This window comes from Rhodothermus marinus (assembly GCF_009936275.1).
Lineage (GTDB): Bacteria > Bacteroidota > Rhodothermia > Rhodothermales > Rhodothermaceae > Rhodothermus > Rhodothermus marinus_A.
Genome location: NZ_AP019797.1, coordinates 1,277,603 through 1,295,372, shown reverse-complemented (window position 1 = coordinate 1,295,372; position 17,770 = coordinate 1,277,603). Strand labels below are relative to the sequence as shown.

Annotated in this window: 9 protein-coding genes; all 9 read right to left on the bottom strand. The window is 62.0% G+C overall.

Going from position 1 to position 17,770, the window contains the following annotated elements:
• Nucleotides 1–22 precede the first annotated feature (22 nt).
• The 9 genes from GYH26_RS05655 to GYH26_RS05615 all read right to left on the bottom strand — a co-directional run bounded on the left by GYH26_RS05655 (nt 23) and on the right by GYH26_RS05615 (nt 17,757).
• Entirely contained in the window at nt 23–2,401 is a 2,379-nt protein-coding gene (locus tag GYH26_RS05655; protein WP_161540825.1) for a glycoside hydrolase family 3 N-terminal domain-containing protein, read from the bottom strand.
• Between the two features lie 63 nt (nt 2,402–2,464).
• Nucleotides 2,465–4,645 carry an alpha-glucuronidase family glycosyl hydrolase gene (locus tag GYH26_RS05650; protein WP_161540824.1) on the bottom strand — a complete coding sequence of 727 codons (2,181 nt, stop codon included), beginning with the start codon at nt 4,643–4,645 and terminating at the stop codon, nt 2,465–2,467.
• Between the two features lie 133 nt (nt 4,646–4,778).
• Complete coding sequence (locus GYH26_RS05645; protein ID WP_161540823.1) at nt 4,779–6,305, bottom strand: RagB/SusD family nutrient uptake outer membrane protein; 1,527 nt, start codon at nt 6,303–6,305, stop codon at nt 4,779–4,781.
• A gap of 46 nt (nt 6,306–6,351) precedes the next feature.
• Entirely contained in the window at nt 6,352–9,789 is a 3,438-nt protein-coding gene (locus GYH26_RS05640; protein ID WP_161540822.1) for a SusC/RagA family TonB-linked outer membrane protein, read from the bottom strand.
• A gap of 71 nt (nt 9,790–9,860) precedes the next feature.
• Nucleotides 9,861–10,904: a FecR domain-containing protein gene (locus GYH26_RS05635; protein ID WP_161540821.1), complete on the bottom strand. Its 1,044-nt coding sequence runs from the start codon at nt 10,902–10,904 to the stop codon at nt 9,861–9,863.
• A gap of 75 nt (nt 10,905–10,979) precedes the next feature.
• Complete coding sequence (locus GYH26_RS05630; RefSeq protein ID WP_161540820.1) at nt 10,980–11,543, bottom strand: RNA polymerase sigma-70 factor; 564 nt, start codon at nt 11,541–11,543, stop codon at nt 10,980–10,982.
• 4 nt (nt 11,544–11,547) lie between these two features.
• Complete coding sequence (locus GYH26_RS05625; RefSeq protein WP_161540819.1) at nt 11,548–13,317, bottom strand: peptidylprolyl isomerase; 1,770 nt, start codon at nt 13,315–13,317, stop codon at nt 11,548–11,550.
• A 29-nt stretch (nt 13,318–13,346) separates the two neighbouring features.
• Nucleotides 13,347–14,933: an endo-1,4-beta-xylanase gene (locus GYH26_RS05620; protein ID WP_161540818.1), complete on the bottom strand. Its 1,587-nt coding sequence runs from the start codon at nt 14,931–14,933 to the stop codon at nt 13,347–13,349.
• Nucleotides 14,934–15,027: 94 nt separating this feature from the next.
• Nucleotides 15,028–17,757 (bottom strand): sugar-binding protein, encoded by a 2,730-nt coding sequence (locus tag GYH26_RS05615; protein ID WP_161540817.1) that lies wholly within the window; start codon nt 17,755–17,757, stop codon nt 15,028–15,030.
• Between the last annotated feature and the right edge of the window lie 13 nt (nt 17,758–17,770).

Here is a 17,770-nt window from a genome sequence, read left to right as displayed (position 1 = left end):
CGTAGTTGGTTTGCAGAAACAACTATCGTCCCAGGTTACAGCCCTCGGTGATTTCCAGGGGCACGCTGATCAACTCCTCCGAATTACCCCCCACCAGCACATCAAACCACCCCGCCTCCACCACCCGCTCCATCTCCAGGCCGTAAAACGCAAACGCCTCCGGCCCCAGCTCAATCTCCACTACCTTCCGCTCCCCCGGCCCCAGATGCACCCGACGAAATCCCTTCAACTCCTTCACCGGTCGCGCCACACTGCTCACCCGATCCCGAACATACACCTGCACCACCTCATCCCCGGCACGATCCCCCACGTTCTCCAACTCCACCAGCACCCGAACCACTCCACATCCCCCCACCCGATCCGGCTCCAACCGAACACTCCGATACGCAAAACGCGTGTACGACAAACCATACCCGAACGGGAAAAGCGGCCGACTCGTACCGTCCACGTAGTCCAATTCCTTGCTCGGCTTGTGACTGTAATAGGCCGGAAGCTGCCCCTCGTGACGCGGTATCGTGATCGGCAAACGGCCCGCCGGATTGTAATCCCCCAGCAACACCTCCGCCACCGCACGACCCGTCTCCTGACCCAGATACCAGCCCCACACGATCGCCCCCACCCGGTCCACCAACTCCGTGATCACGTACGGCCGACCTCCAATCACCACCAGCACCACCGGCACACCCGTCGCCGACACCGCCTTCACCAACTCCTCCTGCTGACCCGGCAACCGCAACGACAAACGATCTCCAAGATGATACGGCGCATAAGCCTCACGGGCGGTCTGCTCATTACCACCCACGACCAGCACCACTACATCGCTCGTGCGGGCCAGCGCGACCGCCTCTTCGATGCGCGACCGGTTCGCCTCGGGCGGCGTGAACACAACGCGATGTGCAGCATTGCGCTGCTGAGCCCACGTGCCTCCGAGGTGCGGCTGGAGTTCGTCGGTGAAGACCGAGTCTTCCGTGATCCGAACCCCCTCCGCATACAACACCTCCGCCTCCCCACGCAACCGCTCACGCAACCCCTCCAGTATGCTCACCGTGTAACGCGGACGCCCCGAATATCCCCCCAGCAACACCTCCCCCGCATGCGGCCCAATCACCGCCACCCGATCCAACCGACCCGCCTCCAACGGCAACAACCCGTCGTTCTTCAACAAAATGATCGCCTCGCGCGCCGCCTCCAACGCCAGCGCCCGATCCTCCTCCGACGCGTTCACCCGCGAAGCCTCCGCCTCGTCCACATATGGCTCCCCGTCAAACAATCCCACCGCAAACTTCGCCCACAACAACCGACGAACCGCCGCGTCAACCGCCGACTCCGGAATCAGTCCCCGACGCACCTGATCGACCAGCGTCGCGTAGGCTTCGTAGTCGGGCAATTCCACATCCACGGTGGCCTGAAGGGCCAGACGGGCGGCTTCCTCCAGGTTTTCGGCTACATGATGACGGGTAATCAGCTGAGGAATGCCATGCCAGTCGGAGACGATGACGCCGCGGAAGCCCCACTCGCCCCGCAACACATCCCGCAACATCCACGCGTTCACATGCGACGGTATCCCATCAATCTCGTTGTACGAAGCCATCACACTCAGCGCATGCGCCTTCTCCACCGCCTCCCGAAACGGATACAAAAACACCTCCCGCAAATGACGCTCCCCGAAAAACACCGGCGCCACGTTGATCCCGCTCTCCGGCTGACCATGACCCGCCATGTGCTTCAGCGTCGCAATCACATGACCCGGTCCCACCGGCGGAACCCGACGGCCCTGCAACCCCCACACGGCCGCCTTCCCCATCTCCGCCACCAGGTACGGATCCTCCCCAAAGGTCTCCTCGATTCGACCCCAGCGCGGCTCCCGACCCACGTCCACCACCGGCGCCAGCACCTGATGCACCCCGCGCGCCCGCACCTCCCGCGCAATCCGCCCGTAGACCCGCTCCACCAGCGCCGGATTCCACGTGCTCGCCAGCGCAATCGCCTGCGGATAGCTTGTGGCTTCGGCCGCACGTAGACCGTGCAACGCCTCTTCGTGAAAGATCACCGGGATCCCCAGCCGTGTGTTTTCTCTGACCCAGCGCTGGATGGCGTTGGTGAAAGCGGCCGCCTCGCGCGCCGTCTGGAAATACTCGCTCGGCCGTTCGATGCGGCCAATGCCCAGTTTGAACCATTCCGGCGCCCGGCTCGGATCGAAACGGTTCTGCTCGTCGACGATCAACCGCTTCGTCTGCCGCATGCTCAGCATCTGGGCGACTTTTTCTTCGAGCGTCATGCGGCCGAGCAGGTCCTCGACGCGCACTTCGATGGGAAGCGTCGGGTCCAGATACGCCGGTCGCTCCTGCGCCCATGCGGCGCAGCTCCAGAGCAGCAACAGGAAGACAATTCCCAAACGCATCGGTAAGGCGGGCCGATTAGAACAGGCGTTCACTGTCTGAGACACATCGACTCGGACAATTCCCTATCGTCCGACCCAGTGCCCCGGCATGGGGAATCGTTGAAGTTTGCGTTGCAGTTCGACGTAGTAGTCCAGCGTGTGGGCGGGCTGCTCGTAGCCGGCCGGAATCGGGCGCCGGCTGAACGTCTGGAAATACAGCACGCAGGCATCGCGCCACCAGACGGCTTCTTTTTCCTGAATGCGCAGAAACATGGCGATCTGCTCGAAGCGCTCCGGATCGACAAACGCCCGGAGCGACTTCCAGAGCGACTGCCAGCGCCGGACCGTCTCGACGCCCCGGTAGTAGTGATCGACCAGCTCCTCCCAGAGCGTGCGACCGGAGCGCATTCGGTAGTCCCACGGCACGTGATGAAACCACAGCAGATATTTTTCCGGACAGCGCTCCAGGCTGCCAAAAATTTCCCGCAGGGGTGAAAAGTACTGGGCCACTGCGTTGCTGCCTGTTGCCGTCCGGTCAAAGCCGATACCCAGCGTGTCGGCCCGGTGGTAATAGGTGTTGTTCCAGTCGGGACGTGGCGCCTGATCGAACCAGGGCGCCGGGCCGTAATGGTGGCCGGGACCCATCAGGTGGGCTAGTCCAAGCGGCGTCATGTAGTTGACGACGGCCTCGCGCGACTCAAGCATCATCTGTTTGACCGGTGCGACGAAGCGCGGGTCGTTCGTGAAGGTCATGCGGATCCACTCCTCGGCAATCGAGTCGGCCCGCAGGTCCGGATTCCACGCCAGGCGCCCGAAGGCATACCAGTTGGCCTGATCGAAGATGCTGCCGCACCAGTTGCGGTCGGTGCCGATGTTGGCCACGCCGGCCATGCCGGTCAGCTCGTGGCCGAAGAGGCTGCCGTCGATCACGCGGGCCACCGTCGAGCCCTCGCCCCGGGCGTACGTGTCGGCCTGCAGGACCTCTTCCCACAGCGTTCCCAGATAGGCCAGGTGCGTCGAGAAGCCCAGGTATTCTTTGGTGATCTGGAATTCCATCATGAGCGGCGTCCGCGGCATGGCGCCGAAAAGCGGATGAAACGGCTCGCGCGGCTGGAAATCGAGCGGCCCGTTTTTGACCTGAATCAGTACGTTTTCGCGAAACTGTCCGTCCAGCGGCACAAATTCGTCGTAGGCCTGCTTGACCCGGTCTTCGGCCTCCGGTGCGTAGACGAACGCCCGCCACATGACCACGCCGCCGTAGGGCGCGAGCGCTTCGGCCAGCATGTTGGCCCCGTCGGCGTGCGTGCGGCCGTAATCCTGGGGCCCCGGCTGGCCTTCGGAGTTGGCCTTCACCAGAAAGCCCCCGAAGTCCGGAATGTAGCGATAGATTTCCGCCACCTTTTCCCGCCACCAGGCCCGGACGTCGGGATCGAGCGGATCGGCCGTGTCGAGTCCCCCGATTTCGATAGGAGCACTGAAGCGCGCCGTCAGGTACACCCGGATACCGTAGGGCCGGAAGATGTCGGCCAGCGCCGCCACCTTTTCCAGAAATTCCGGCAAAAGCACCCGCGCGTCGGCGTTGACGTTGGTCAGCACCGTGCCGTTGATGCCCAGCGAAGCGTTGGCGCGGGCATAGTCGCGGTAGCGCGGGTCGATGTAGTCCGGGAGTTTGAACCAGTCCCAGAGCGAAAAGCCGGCATAGCCGCGTTCGACGGTGCGATCGAGGTTGTCCCAGTGGTTGAGCACGCGCAGCCGCACGCGGGGCGCTTCGCGAACATTCAGCGAATCGATCGGCCGGTGCGTCTGAAGCAGGCGCAGCAGATGAAAAGCTCCGTAGAGCACGCCCACATCGCTTGCAGCGGCCAGTACCGTGGCGCGGTGTCCTTCTACCGTCATGGTTCGGAGCAGGAACCCTTCGTCGCTTAGCGCCTGCAGCTCCGCCTCCAGCCCCAGCGCCGCGATGGTCGGGCAAGAAGCCGGTGTGCCGACCAGCAGCACCCCTTCTTCGACCCGGTCCACCGATGGAATCGACGTGCCGAGCAATCCCTGCAGGCCGCGCCGGAGCTCCTCCTGAACGATTTCGAGCGTAGGCGAGGTGGCCTCCAGGTGAAGCGCTCGGAACTGTTGCAGGTAGCGTTGTCGGAGCGCTTCATCCTCGATGCGCACGTAGCGCAACCAGAGCTGATAGCCGTCTTCCGCCAGACCCGGCCGGCTCCAGAAGCCAATGCCTGCCAGCAGAAGGATCCATAAAATCAACCGATACATGGTGCTGTTGCAAAATGGTCCCGAAGGGTACGGGGTAAAATAAGCCCCATTGTTTGTCAGAGATAGCAGGACGGGGTACCACCCGAAGTCGGCGCTTCGAGCGGTACCCCGTCCTGTCGCGCGCTACAATCGCTCAGCGATAGCAGTCATTCTGCGGGAAGCCCGTCAGGTCCACAAATTCCTGCGGAATGGGCATGTTTACATGGCATTCCCGGATGTTCGGAGCGGCCTGCGGGTTGTACAGGCGCACGTGCTGCACCAGGCGTCCCATGCGTTTGAGTGTGAACCAGCGATCCCCCTCGAAGGCCAGTTCGCGGGCATGCTCCTCGAGCAGAATGTCCTCGTTGAGTTCGGTCAGGTCGGGCACACCGGCCCGCCGCCTCAGCGGGTTAATGTATTCGAGCGCTTTGGCCTGATCGCCCAGGCGCATGTAGGCTTCGGCGGCGATCAGGTAGGTTTCGGCCAGGCGATAGCGAATGATGCCCTTGTAGGAGTCGGCCTGGTTGATCGTGCGCGTCGATCCGTACTCCCAGTACTTTTTGCAGGCCGGATGCAGGTAAAGCAGCGAATCCGGCGGCGGGTTAAAGTCGGAGGTGCGCACCGTGTCGCCCACCTGGCGGCCCGGCGGCAGTCCTTCCTCGGGCGCGTCGTAGACCCAGTGCGTCTTGTACCAGGCTTTCAGCCGCTTGTCGTTTTTGTCGAAGAGACTGAGCAGGTAGGCGCTGGGGTACATCCGGGCCCAAGGCCGGCCCCCCTGCTCAAAGCTCCGTCGCACCCCCTGAATGCGATCGTAAAGCGGCGTGAACATCACGGCCAGGAAATGGCCGTAGTTATCGGCCTGCGGATCGAACTGCAGCGTCCAGATCGCCTCTTCGTTGTTTTCGTTGTTATCGGCAAAGATTTCGGCCGGGTCGTCCAGCAACCGATAGGGTCCCTGCTGGATGAGCGTTTCGGCCATCTGCGCTGCCTTCTGCCAGTCCTTTAGCACCAGATAGACCTTGGCCAGCAGGTGCATGGCCGCGCCCTTCGTGATCCGGCCGGGCTGATCATAGATCCATTCCAGATTGTTGATGGCAAACTGGAGGTCGTCGACAATGACCCGGTAGATCTCCGCCGGGTCGGCGGGTTGTTCTTTTTCGCGGATGGTCTCCGAAGGCTCGGTCACCAGCGGGATATTGCCGTAGCGCTGGTGGAGGTAGAACAGGATGTAGGCTCGGAAGAAACGGGCCTCCGCGATAATCCGGTTGCGTCGGGCCTCGTCGCCGCCAAAGTCCACGTTTGGAGCCGCAGCGATAATGGCATTGGCGCGGTAGAGGGTCTGGAACGACTGGTTCCAGTATTCTCGGGAGGCCGGATGTTGCGGGTTGAGGTCGCTGTTGTAGAGCGCCGTCCCCAGGTCTTCATGCAGCGGCCCCACGCGCGTGACGTCGGTGCCCGAGATGAACCAGTAGCTATAACGCGTGCTGTGGTACATCCAGGTCGGGAAGTCGTAAAGGGCCACCACGGCCCCTTCCAGGCCCTCGGGCGAGTTCAGCACGGCCTCGGTGCTGACGAACGTGCGCGGCTCCTCTTCCAGAAAGCCCTCACCGCACCCGGTCAATCCGACCAGCAGCAAGAGGCTCAGGAGCCAGCGGGTTGGCATCGACAGATATGTCTTCATGGCAATTCCTCTGTTTTCGGTTAGCGAGCGCTCACAATCCGGCGAGTCAGAAGGACAGATTCACGCCAAAGGTCAGCGTCCGGGCTACCGGGTAGCCTTCGACGTCGCCCTGCTCGGGGTTGTAGGACTCGAAGTCCGTCCAGTAGTAGAGGTTATTCCCCGAGAGATAGAGCCGCATGCGATCGACGCCAATGCGGGCCGCCAGCGAGGCCGGCAGCGTGTAACCCAGCGTGATATTGCGGAGCTGCACGTAGGAGGCATCCCAGACGGCCCGGGCCGAGAGGTAGCGTGGCATCTCCCGCTGACGGTTGGGCCGCGGGAAGTCGGCGTCGGTGTCCTCCGGCGTCCAGTAATCGACTTTAATCTGGTTATTGCGGCCCTGCAGGAAGATGACTACAATGTTCGGGTCGTAAGCTCGCGGATAGATGTAGGGGTTATAGCGGGTGACCCCCTGCACGGCCGTAAAGAAGACGCTCAGGTCGAAGTTCTTGTAGGTCAGCGTAGTCCCCAGACCACCGTACCAGTCCGGTTCGGTCGTGCCGACGATGGTCCGATCCTGGTCGTTGATCACGCCGTCGCCGTTCAGGTCCCTGACCCGGATGTCGCCGGGCTGCGCGTCGGGCTGGGCGCTGCTGGCGATCTCCTGCTGGCAGGCCGCCTCGTCGTAAGGCCGTCCCGAACAGAAGATGCCGTCGAAGACCCAGTCGTAGATGACGCCGATCGGGTGCCCGATGAACCAGCGGTTGGCGATGTCGTCCACCGGATTGCCTTCTTCGTCAGTCTGTCCGGTCAGCTTCACAATTTTGGAGCGGCTGAGCGACCAGTTCAGACTCACCTGCCAGGAAAAATCACGACGGTTAACCAGATAGGTATCCAGGTTAAAATCGATGCCCCAGTTTTCCGTCTTGCCGATATTGTCCAGGAAACTGGTAAAGCCGTTCGTGACCGGGATCTGCCGCTGGAGCAGCAGGTCCGAGGTCCAGGAGCGGTAGAGGTCGATTGTGGACATGATGCGCCCGCCGAAAAGCGAGGCGTCCAGCCCCAGATTAAGCTGTGTGGTCTTTTCCCATTTCAGATTCGGGTTCGGCAGCGAGGCCGGCGCATAGCCTTTCACGACATTGCCGCCGAACGAGTAGGTGAACAGGCTGGTCTGTCCGAGCGACTGATAGATCGGAATTTCCTGGTTACCGGTCTGCCCCCAGCTCAGACGTAGCTTCAGGTTGTCGATCTGGCGCACGGAGGCCAGGAAGGGTTCCTGGCTGAGCTGCCAGGCAAAGGCAACGGCCGGGAAGAAGCCATACTTGTTGCCTTCGCCGAACTTCGAGGAGCCGTCGATGCGGCCGGTGAGCGTCAGCAGATACCGGTCGGCGAAGCTGTAGCGCAGACGGGCCATGTAGGATTCCAGGCTCCAGGCCGAATAGTTCCGGGTGGGCGAACGCAGATCGGCGCCGCTGCTGATGGCGTTGTAATCGAGCAGATCACTGGGGAGGTTGCGCGTCTGGGCCTGCAGGTCTTCGTCCTGCACGCGCTGCACGCTGTAGAGCAGCGTGGCGTGCAGGTTGTGCAGCGTGCCCAGCTGTCGCTCGTAGGTCAGGATGTTTTCGATGGTGTAATTTGAGCTTTCGCCGTAGCCCAGCACGGCACGCTGCTGCCCACCGCCGGAGTAGTTGCGGGTGCGGTATTCCCCCATTTTGTTCGCGATGTAGTCCAACCCCGCGTTGAGCTGGTAGGTCAGTCCTTCATACAGATTGACCTGCGCTACGACGTTGCCGAGCACGCGGGTGCTCCACCGGTCGTCTTTCGATTCCTGCAGTTGGTAGAGCGGATTCCAGGAGGTCAGATCAGCCGTCACGTAAGGCCGCAGCCGACCCTGCTCGTCGTAAATTTTGCCCAGTGGTGAAAGCGTATAGGCCGTCCAGAAAGGCCCGTAACGCTCACTGCCGGCCACGTCCTGTCTGGTGCGCGCCAGCAGGAAGTTCGTGGTAAACTTGAGCCAGGAGATCGGCCGGTAGTCGGTGTTCAGCCGGAAGGTTCCTCGCTCGAAGAAGGTGCGTTTCAGGATTCCCTCTTCGCGCAGATAGCCGCCGCTGGCATAAACCTGAAATACGTCCGATCCTCCGGAATAGCTGAGGTTATGATTGTGACGCACACCGGTACGCAGAACGGCCTCCTGCCAGTCGACGTACTGCCCGCTCTGCGCAACCTCCCGTTCAACAGGGTCCATAATCGTTTCGTCGTCGGTGGGCATACCGGCCGCACGATAGGCCTCGCGCCGCAGCGCAATGAATTCCGGCCCACTGAAAACGTCGAGCGGATTGGCTATTTCTGAAAATCCGATACTACCGTCATAGGAAAAGCGACCTTTGCCTTCGCGACCGCGCCGCGTGGTGATGAGCACGACGCCATTGGAACCACGCGCCCCGTAGATGGCCGCCGCCGAGGCGTCTTTCAGCACCTCGATCGAGACAATGTCGCTCAGATTCAGTTCGGACAGATTTACGCCTTCGACGGGCACCCCGTCGATGACAAACAGCGGCTGGTTGCTGGCTGTCAGCGATCGAGCGCCTCGGATTTGAACTTCCAGGCCGCTGCCGCCCGGCCGCCCATCGGAGGTGATCACGCGCACGCCGGGAGCCCGCGTCTGGAGCGCCTCCACGACGTTCGTGACGGGCAGCTCCTGCAGGCTTTCGACGTTCACCGACGAGACGGCACCTGTCACATCCCGACGCCGCTGCGTACCGTAGCCCACCACCACGATTTCTTCCAGGCCGAGCACTTCCTGCTCGAGCGCCAGGTTGACCACGGTAACTTCGCCTGCACGCACCTCGACACTGTCGACCGTGGCCGTCCGGTAGCCGATGAAGGACGCCTGCAATGTGTAGAGACCGGCCGGGATATTGTCGATCCGGTAGTTGCCATCTACGTCGGTGCTGGCTCCCAGCGTGGTACCCACCAGAAAGACATTCACACCGGGAAGCCCTTCCCCGGTGGCCGCGTCAATCACGCGCCCGGCAATGCTTCCTTCCTGCTGGACCGGAGCAGGCTCCGCCGTTTCGGCCGAAGACTTCCGCGCACGACCGACCAGCAGGTAGCCGCTGCGTGTGATCATCAGTCGCAGGTCGGTGCCGGCCGTCACGGCGTAGAGCGCGTCCAGCACGGTGCCCTGCGACTGGCGGAGCGTAACGGGCTCGTTCATCGCCTCGCTCCACTCGTAGGAAAGTCGCAGGCCGGCCTGTTGCGCAATGATGCGGAGTGCCTGCTCACGCGTTACCTGCTCCAGTGTCAGACGCAGGGGCTGGCTGAGTCGCGCAGCGTTTTCGAGATACGGGTCGTTCAGCCAGGCAATAGGTGTGTCCACTTTCGAAGCCGTTCGGACCTCCGGCTGCTGCGCCCGGACCTGTGCGCCCAGCAACATCCCCAGCACCAGCAACCACAACCGGCACGCTTCGATGCGCTTCCAGAAAAGGCGTTGACGGGTAGCCATGGCGACGCTCCTTGTTCGGTTTAGTTAACGTTCACGTTCAGCGATTTCGGAGGGATCTTCTGGCCTTGCTTTCAGGATGGCGGTGAAGCCTCCCGCCAGCGGATTCGCCGGGGGTTTTCGGCGTCTCGCACGACCTCCAGGTTCATGGTGGCCGCAATGATCTGCAGGACCTGGTAGGCCGGAGCTTCCTCGAAGGTGGCCGTCAGCTGCCGCGCCCCCAGCGCCGGATCGTCGAGCTGGATCTCCAGGTCGTACCAGCGCGCCAGCGTGCGGGCCACTTCGCGCAGCGGCGTGCGCTCGAACACCAGGCGCCCTTCGGCCCACCCCACGTAGGCGTCCAGGCTGGCCGGTCGCCTTATTTCAAGCCGTCCGGCTTCTTTCAATCGGGCTACTTGACCGGCCTCCAGCAAAGCTGCTGCTGTTTCGGCGTGAGCCGACTCGGGCTGCACCTGCACCCGACCATGGCGCACGGCCACATAGGCCCGGGTTTCTTCGGCGTAGGCACGCACGCCGAAAGCCGTCCCGAGCACCTGCACACGCAGCCGGGGCGCCTGCACCACAAAGGGATGCAGCGAGTCGGACGCCACCTCGAAATAGGCCTCGCCGGCCAGCGTTACGTGCCGCCCGGTCCGACCGTAATCGGCCGCCACCTCAAGCCGCGACTCGGGCGCCAGCAGAATGCGCGTGCCGTCGACCAGCTGCACGGTGGCGCGCTGTCCTCGCTGCGTGACAAAAACCCGGGGAGCTTCGGACTCGTGGGCCGACTCCGGCCGCGGAAGCCACCCCAGCTCGTGGTACAGCAGCGCAACCCCGAGCGTCACCGCCAGCACGGCCAGCACCCGTACCCCCCATGCTCTGGCCTGATGCCGCCGTGCAGGGATGGCCGGACGATCGGCGGGCCTTTCCATCTGCGCCCGCACGCGTTGCCAGGCTGTCTCCACCGAAACCGGCGGGGGCATCTGCTCCATCACCTGCCAGGTCAGCCTCAGCTCTTCCAGCAGCTGGCGATGCATCGGGTCGGCCGATGCCCAGGCTTCCACGGCCGCCCGCTCGGCTTCCGAACAGGCGCCCGCGATGTATTTAGCCAGAAGATCCCAGTCGATGCCTTCGTGCATGATGACGCGTTGCCCCTTGCTGTAGAAGAGATCCGTCAGCGAGCCGATACCCTGACAGAAGGGCTTTCGGAAATTTCAGGGCGCAACGTTCAACCACGCCTGGAGACGCTCCCGAAGCTGACGCAGGGCGCGCCCCATCTGCGTTTCGACAGTCTTGATCGAGATGCCCAGGGACTGCGCAATTTCGGCGTAGGTGAGCCCGTGATCGCGCGAGAGGGTGAAGATCAGCCGTCGCTGCTCGGGCAGCTCCTGGATGAGCCGTTCGATCAGTTCGGTCAGGTCGTTGCCGACCAGTTGCTGGTCCGGGTGGGGACGGTCGCAGGCCATTTCGGCCGCTTCTTCCAGCGGTACGGCGGGCGGACGCCGCTGGCTGTATTTGACGGCTTCGTTGCGCACGGCGCCGTAGAGATAGGCCGCTACCGAGACGTGGGGCGCCCAGGCGGCCCGGTTGCGCCAGATGTTGACGAACACGCGCTGCACCACTTCCTCGGCCTCCGGGAGCGTGCCCACGATGTGCACGGCAAAGTGCACGAGCGGCGTGTAGTAGGCCCGAAACAGCCGCTCGAATGCCGCCGCATCGCCCCGGCGCACCCTTGCCACCAGTTCCTGCTGCTCGGCAATGGATAGTCCCGGCCTCATGGCACTATGGCTGTTTTCTCCGGAGGGTCTCCGGACCGGCCATCTGGCGTAACACCGCTTCGCGACGGGCCGGCCCTTCGGCCTCCTGTGGGATCCAGGGACCTTTCATCCGCAGGGCCTGCATCATCTGGACAAACAGCGTGGTATCCACTTCAATGGAAGCCTTCGGGTACAGCGTGGCCAGCAGCTGCATTTCCGGAAGCAGACGTGCAAGCTGCGCGCGAATGGTGTCGGCTACTTCTTCCAGCTCGGTATAGCGCAGGGTACGTTCGGCTACATAGAGCACATAGCAGGAGTCACGCTGCAGACAGAGCACCAGAGGCTGCTGCAGCAGTGCTTTACGTACGTAGGCGCTCAGTTTGTCGCGGCCCAGCTCGCCCCGGTATTCCACATAGCTGGTATCCGTGCGGGGATCAAGTGTACCCGCAGTGATCTGTTCCCGGAGCTGACGAGCTCGCTCCGCCGAGCCCGCATAGATCGTCCAGTAATGGACCCGGGCCGACTTCAGTCGCCGATATCCCAGCTCCTCGAAAGCCCGGCGCACCTGCATTTCGGTAGGTTCGACACGCTCGTGCGTTTCCAGGTGACGACGCAGTGCATCGCCCAGATAGGCGTTGGCCAGAAAACGCACGGTTTCCAGCACGCGAGGGTCATGCTCCAGTCCCTCGGCAAAGCCCAGTTCGGCCAGCACCTCATTACGCAGCGCCCGCCCGACCGAAGCCATCGTGCGGTACCGCACCTCGCGATAAGGCAGTACGGGCAACCAGCGATAATAATCGCCTGCCGTAAACGTACGCTGCTGCCCGTTGAGCGTGTAGGTAATCAGGACGGTCTCGGGCGTCAGCGCCTGCTCGACCGCCTGCAATTCCTCGGCCGAAATGGTACTGACAAGGGGCGGTGAGGCCGATGGCCGCAGCGCTTCCTGTACGGCTGCCACCACCTGGCGGGCAGCGGCTTCGTCAACCTGCACGTTCAGGCTTTCCATGAGCCGCCGCACGAACCGATCACCCTCCAGTCGCAGCCGCCGTAACCGGAGCTGTGTTTCAATGCTTTTGCGCCGATACTGAAACTCTGACTCTGTCAGCAACGGATTGTAAAGGCGCTCTTCCACCCGCAGGATGTGCCAGCCGTAGCGAGAACGCACCGGTGGCGAAAACTGACCAACACGAAGCGTTTCGGCCGTTTCGGCCACGGCATCGTCCAGCTCGCTATAGCGCACATACCCCAGGAAACCGGCCGAAGAGTCGAACGCTTCGGTCCGAAACACCTCGTTCGCCAGCTGAACGAAGTCCTCGCCGGCTTTCAGACGTTCGTAGGCCTCCTGGGCCTGCCGTGCATCCCGGAAAAACAGGTGCCGCAGCGCTATGGTCTCCTTGCTGCGCCGAAAGGCCTCCCGCACCTCCATTTCTGTCGGGGCCGGGAGCGAGTCGGAAAAGTGCTTTTCAAAATAGCGAGCTCCGACAGCCAGCTTGATCTCGCGATCCGCGAAGGCGAGAAAGTCAGGGCGCTGATCAAAACCACGACGCCGAGCCTCGTCGGCCAGCAAATAGGTATCAATGATCAGTTGCAGGTGTCGCCAGCGATTGGCAGGGGTATCATTGCGGCCGGTTCGGATCAGATATTCCAGATAGGATTTATTGAAGCGTCCGACCGTCAGCTCATGCCCGTTCACCCGGGCCAGCACCAGCGAGTCGGCCGGTGCCGGCTGTGCCAAGAGCCTGCCACTCAGCAACCAGCACCCCACACAGACCCAGAACAGCACACGCACCCGCATATCCCTTCCTCTCGATCAGATGGTAAAGTTTACTGGATTTTCAGGACGCGTCCGGTGTGGAGTCGCCCATCCACTTCCAGCCGATACACATACAACCCCGACGGCCACGACGAAGCCTCCAGCCATTCCGCATGCCAACCCGCCACCCGACGTCCCTGCCATCGATACACCCGACGCCCCAGCACATTGTACACTTCCAGAACCACTTCCGCCGGGCGCCCCAGCCAGTAACGCAGCACCGTCCCCTCTACAAACGGATCCGGGCCAAAACCCTCCACGCGCAACCAGCTCTCCTCTGGCTCCTCCTCTACGCCAACCCCTGTCAATACTACCTCCACTTCCGTCGTATCTGTGTTACTTTCCAGATGCACCTCCTTCACCACCGAAACCTCTCCGTAATCCACCTCCACTACATAATCCCCCAGAAATCCCCGCACCATCCAACTTCCATCTGAGCCCGTCACTCCTGTCGTATCCGTCCACCACCGATCAAATACCAGCTCCAGAAAAACCTCTCCCGACGGTTTCAGACTCCAGTCCTCCCGGAATAGCGGCGCATTGTCCCGCCAGTGCGCCCCATCCCAGAACCCCCACATCACAAAACTCTCCACGGCCGGATGGCTGAAGACCATTGTCAGAAAATCCTCCAGAAATGACGCCTCCGCCTGCTCGGACACCCCGCGCACATCGTACTCCGTAATCGAAAGTGGCAGCCCGAACACCGCCATTTCGTCCAGAGCCGCCTTCACCTCCGTCATGCTCGGCAACGGCGCACTGAAATGTCCCTGAATTCCGATCCCCTCCAACGGCGCCCCTTTCGAGAGCAACCGCGCGATGATCCACTTGTAATAGTTCCGCGTCGACTGTTCGTTTGCATAGTTGTTGATAATGTTGTACTCGTTGATGAACAACCGCGCCGTCGAATCGGCCTGCTTCGCCCATTGAAATACATCCACATAGAAATCCTCCCCCACCTCATACGAACCCCACCCGTTGAACACATCCCGAAGCGCTGTCAGATGCGCCGGCTCGTTGAGCACATCCCACTCCCGCAGCTTACCCCGAAGGTCCCGATGCCCTGCCACCTCAAAAATGTGCTCCCGCACCCGATCGTAGATGTACTGCGGATTGTCCCGATTCTGCTCGAGGTCATCCGGCATCCACTGCCAGTCCGGCCACAGCAGGTTGTGTCCGCGGATCTCGTATCCCTTTGCACGCAGCCAGTTGATGATATCGATTTTGCGGCGGTTAGATACGGGCCATTCCCCTTCCCACGAGGGCCATTTCAGGGCATTTTCGGGCGTGGCCAGATTGAAGCTGCGCCCATCGCCGGTCAGGTCCTCCAGTTTGGCACGATAGGTAGGATTATAGCCTGTGCCCAGCACCAGTCCGAAACTGATGGCCGTCCCAAACCCAAAGGCATGGCGGGTCATGCGGACATGTACCTGAGCGCCCTCGACCGGCCGGCCGTCAGGCCGCACCACACGCACACGGAGGGGGCCCTTCCGATACTGTTCGATCCGTTGCTCGGCGGCTACCCGCCACGACTGACCATACCCGACAATGGGCCAGACAGAGCAGATGCACAACAGGAAAAATGTTAGAATCCGATGCATTTGGCTTGAAGGCTTACGTCTTTGATTGGATGCCGGGGGTAGGCGAAGCAGGAGTGGTACCCACTGCTTCGCCTACCCCCGAACGCTCAGCACTTTATCGGATTACGATCATAGGACGGGTTTCCATGTGGCGACCGGCCTGCACCCGGTAGAAATACAACCCCGCCGGCAAACCGGTCGCATCAAACCGCACCTCATACGTACCCGCCGACTGCAACCCGTCCACCAGCGTCACCACCTCCTGCCCCAGCGCATTGAACACCTGCACCAACACCCGCTCCGCCCGCGGCAAATCATACCGAATCCACGTCGAGCGACCAAACGGGTTCGGGTAATTCCCGTACACCCGAAACACCTGCGGCACCTCCCCCGCCAATGGCCGCACCACGTTCACCGCAAATCGATCCCCAATCCACGTGTAAAACCAGTAACGCGGCGACTGCCACGAATTGTCATCATTGTAAGGCGAGTAGGTCAAAATCCCCTCGCGCGCCTGACCACCCACATCATTGTCCATGATCACTATGTCCAGCGGCACCCGCATCCCGTTCTTCGGCACAAACACCGGCGCCGTATCGTAAGCGTGCACGTCAAAACGAATGCGCGCCTCCAGCGCATACCCCTTCGCCGTCTGCACCCACGCATAGTCCTCCGTGCCCGCCTGCACCTCCGGACCACCGTCCCGGAAAAACACCTGCTTGTAGAGATAGAACTTGTAGTCCGGCTCCTCGCCACTCTGAAAACGCTCGTGCTTGGGACCGCGCCAGTCGTAAAGCCCGATGTAGAGCTCGGCCCCGTCGTAGAGCCAGCGCTCCGAAGTCACCCCGTCAGGCACCGGATTGTAGGCATCATCGGTCACGTCCATCGCCACATAGAGCGCCTCGTTGTCAACGGCCAGGTACACGTCGGCCGACAGGTCCTGCGGCCCGTCGATCTCAAAACCACGCGCCACGTGGCCGTAGAACTCCCCGCCCGGCTCCAGATGAATCGGCGTAATGCCGCCCTGCTTGGCCGCCGCCACCCATTCGCTCAAATCCCCGTCGGCCACAAAATTGGTCGGCGGCGCCATCGCAATCGTCGGCAACCCCTTCGCCGTGTTCGTCACCGGACTGGAGAGCCTGGTCGGCTCCGATACGTTGCCCGCCTCGTCGACGGCCACGATGGCATAGTAATAGGTCACCTCCTGATCGTTGACCGGATAAAAGAGCTTGTGCGTGTAGATCTGAGTGTTCTCCGGGATATTGGCCTCGACGACCATCACGCCGGGCTGGTTGACCGAGTCGATGGGCGACTCACTGAAGTAGATCGTGTAGGTTTCCCGGCTTTCACCCGGCACGTCCTGCCAGGTAATCAGGTTTTCGTAGGGCGAGGTGGCCAGCACATCGAAGCCCTGGACAGGCTCTGGCGGCGTAAAGTCCGTCTGGCGCTCGCCGTAGCTGGAGAAGCGGTCGAAGAGAATCCGCCCGCTGGAGGTGGCCCCTTCTGCAATCTGAATCTGAATCTGCCAGCCGCCGATCTTGTCCAGGTTCAGCACTTCGTCCCCCTTGTAACTGATCCAGCTCGGAATCGCAAACCCGTCCAGCGGCACCAGAAGCCGACGCCACACCCCCGTCGTGTCGTCCAGCACATGCGCAATCCCGCTGTAGTGCCACTCCTCTTTCTGTCCCGTGCTGTAATCGAACAGCTTGATGTTCAACCACACGCTCGACGGATCACTGGCCGGCTCCAGCACCTTGTAGAACAGGCTCAGGTGCGTGCGCGCGGTCATGTCGGGGAAGAATTGCCCCTGGGGCAACTCGTACTGGATGTCGACGCTGCCGCCCCAGCCCTGGTCGCCCACCAGGTTGTAGGTCAGGTCCAGCGCCCCGCTTCCCTCGACCGTATCGGTGGTGGCGACGAGCTGGTAGGAGCCGGCGTTGCTGTTTTTCCAGTGACCCAGCGCGCTCGGGTCGTCCAGGTTGCCCAGCAGTTCGTAGCGCACGCCGGAGACCCAGAGCTCGTCAAAAACAATCGTACCGAAGATGGTGCTGTCGAGCTGAGCGCCGGCCTGAGGACCGGTAAATTCGATGGTCAGCGCGGCGATTTTGTCGAGGTCGAGTTTGCCGTTGCCCAGCAGGCCGCTCCAGCAGCCTGACTGCTGCAGCGGATCCCCACCGGCCTGACAACCCGGCCGCGAAAAGCCGCCATCCGGAACTGTCTGACCGGGCAATCCCAAATCGACCAGCGGCACCGTCCACACTTTCCACTGTCCGGAAGCGTCGTCATAGACATCCTGTGACTGGGTGTACCAGTCCTCAGTCTCTGAACTGGGCGAGGTACCTACCCCTTCGCTGGCATCATGCAGCTTGATACGAATGGTCGCATCCGGATGATTGGCCGGCACCAGCGTTTTGTAGCGCAGGTGAATATGCGTGAAGTCGGAAATATCCCAGAGAGATGCCCGTGCAAAGAAAGAGTCGGGTTGTGGATTGCTCGGGCTGCTCACTTCGGGGTCTGGGCGAATATAGAGCAGACCGTTTGAGCCGCCCCAGGACTGGTCCGTGAAAAGAGACCAGTCTACCTGGAGCGCTTTCCCCATGGTACCTTCATCCTGGTACTCGAAGAACACGAAGTACTCACGTCCTTCGGGATAGGTCACCGTGTCAGGATCATACCCGAAGCGCACCGGTGCTCCGTAGCTTGTCCACAGGCTGTCGAATTCCGCCAGGGAATTGAAGGTGAAGATCTGGGGCACCGGTGGTACGGGCTGTGCCGGGGCCTGCGCAGTCAGGCTCAGCGCCAGCAGCAGTCCCAGCAGGGTTCCGGTGGTAGCAAGGCGCTTCATAGGACCTCCTCAG

Excerpts from the sequence above, each read along its gene's own strand:
- GYH26_RS05655 (WP_161540825.1), bottom strand. The coding sequence starts at position 2,401 with ATGCGTTTGGGAATTGTCTTCCTGTTGCTGCTCTGGAGCTGCGCCGCA.
- GYH26_RS05650 (WP_161540824.1), bottom strand. The coding sequence starts at position 4,645 with ATGTATCGGTTGATTTTATGGATCCTTCTGCTGGCAGGCATTGGCTTC.
- GYH26_RS05645 (WP_161540823.1), bottom strand. The coding sequence starts at position 6,305 with ATGAAGACATATCTGTCGATGCCAACCCGCTGGCTCCTGAGCCTCTTG.
- GYH26_RS05640 (WP_161540822.1), bottom strand. The coding sequence starts at position 9,789 with ATGGCTACCCGTCAACGCCTTTTCTGGAAGCGCATCGAAGCGTGCCGG.
- GYH26_RS05635 (WP_161540821.1), bottom strand. The coding sequence starts at position 10,904 with ATGCACGAAGGCATCGACTGGGATCTTCTGGCTAAATACATCGCGGGC.
- GYH26_RS05630 (WP_161540820.1), bottom strand. The coding sequence starts at position 11,543 with ATGAGGCCGGGACTATCCATTGCCGAGCAGCAGGAACTGGTGGCAAGG.
- GYH26_RS05625 (WP_161540819.1), bottom strand. The coding sequence starts at position 13,317 with ATGCGGGTGCGTGTGCTGTTCTGGGTCTGTGTGGGGTGCTGGTTGCTG.
- GYH26_RS05620 (WP_161540818.1), bottom strand. The coding sequence starts at position 14,933 with ATGCATCGGATTCTAACATTTTTCCTGTTGTGCATCTGCTCTGTCTGG.
- GYH26_RS05615 (WP_161540817.1), bottom strand. The coding sequence starts at position 17,757 with ATGAAGCGCCTTGCTACCACCGGAACCCTGCTGGGACTGCTGCTGGCG.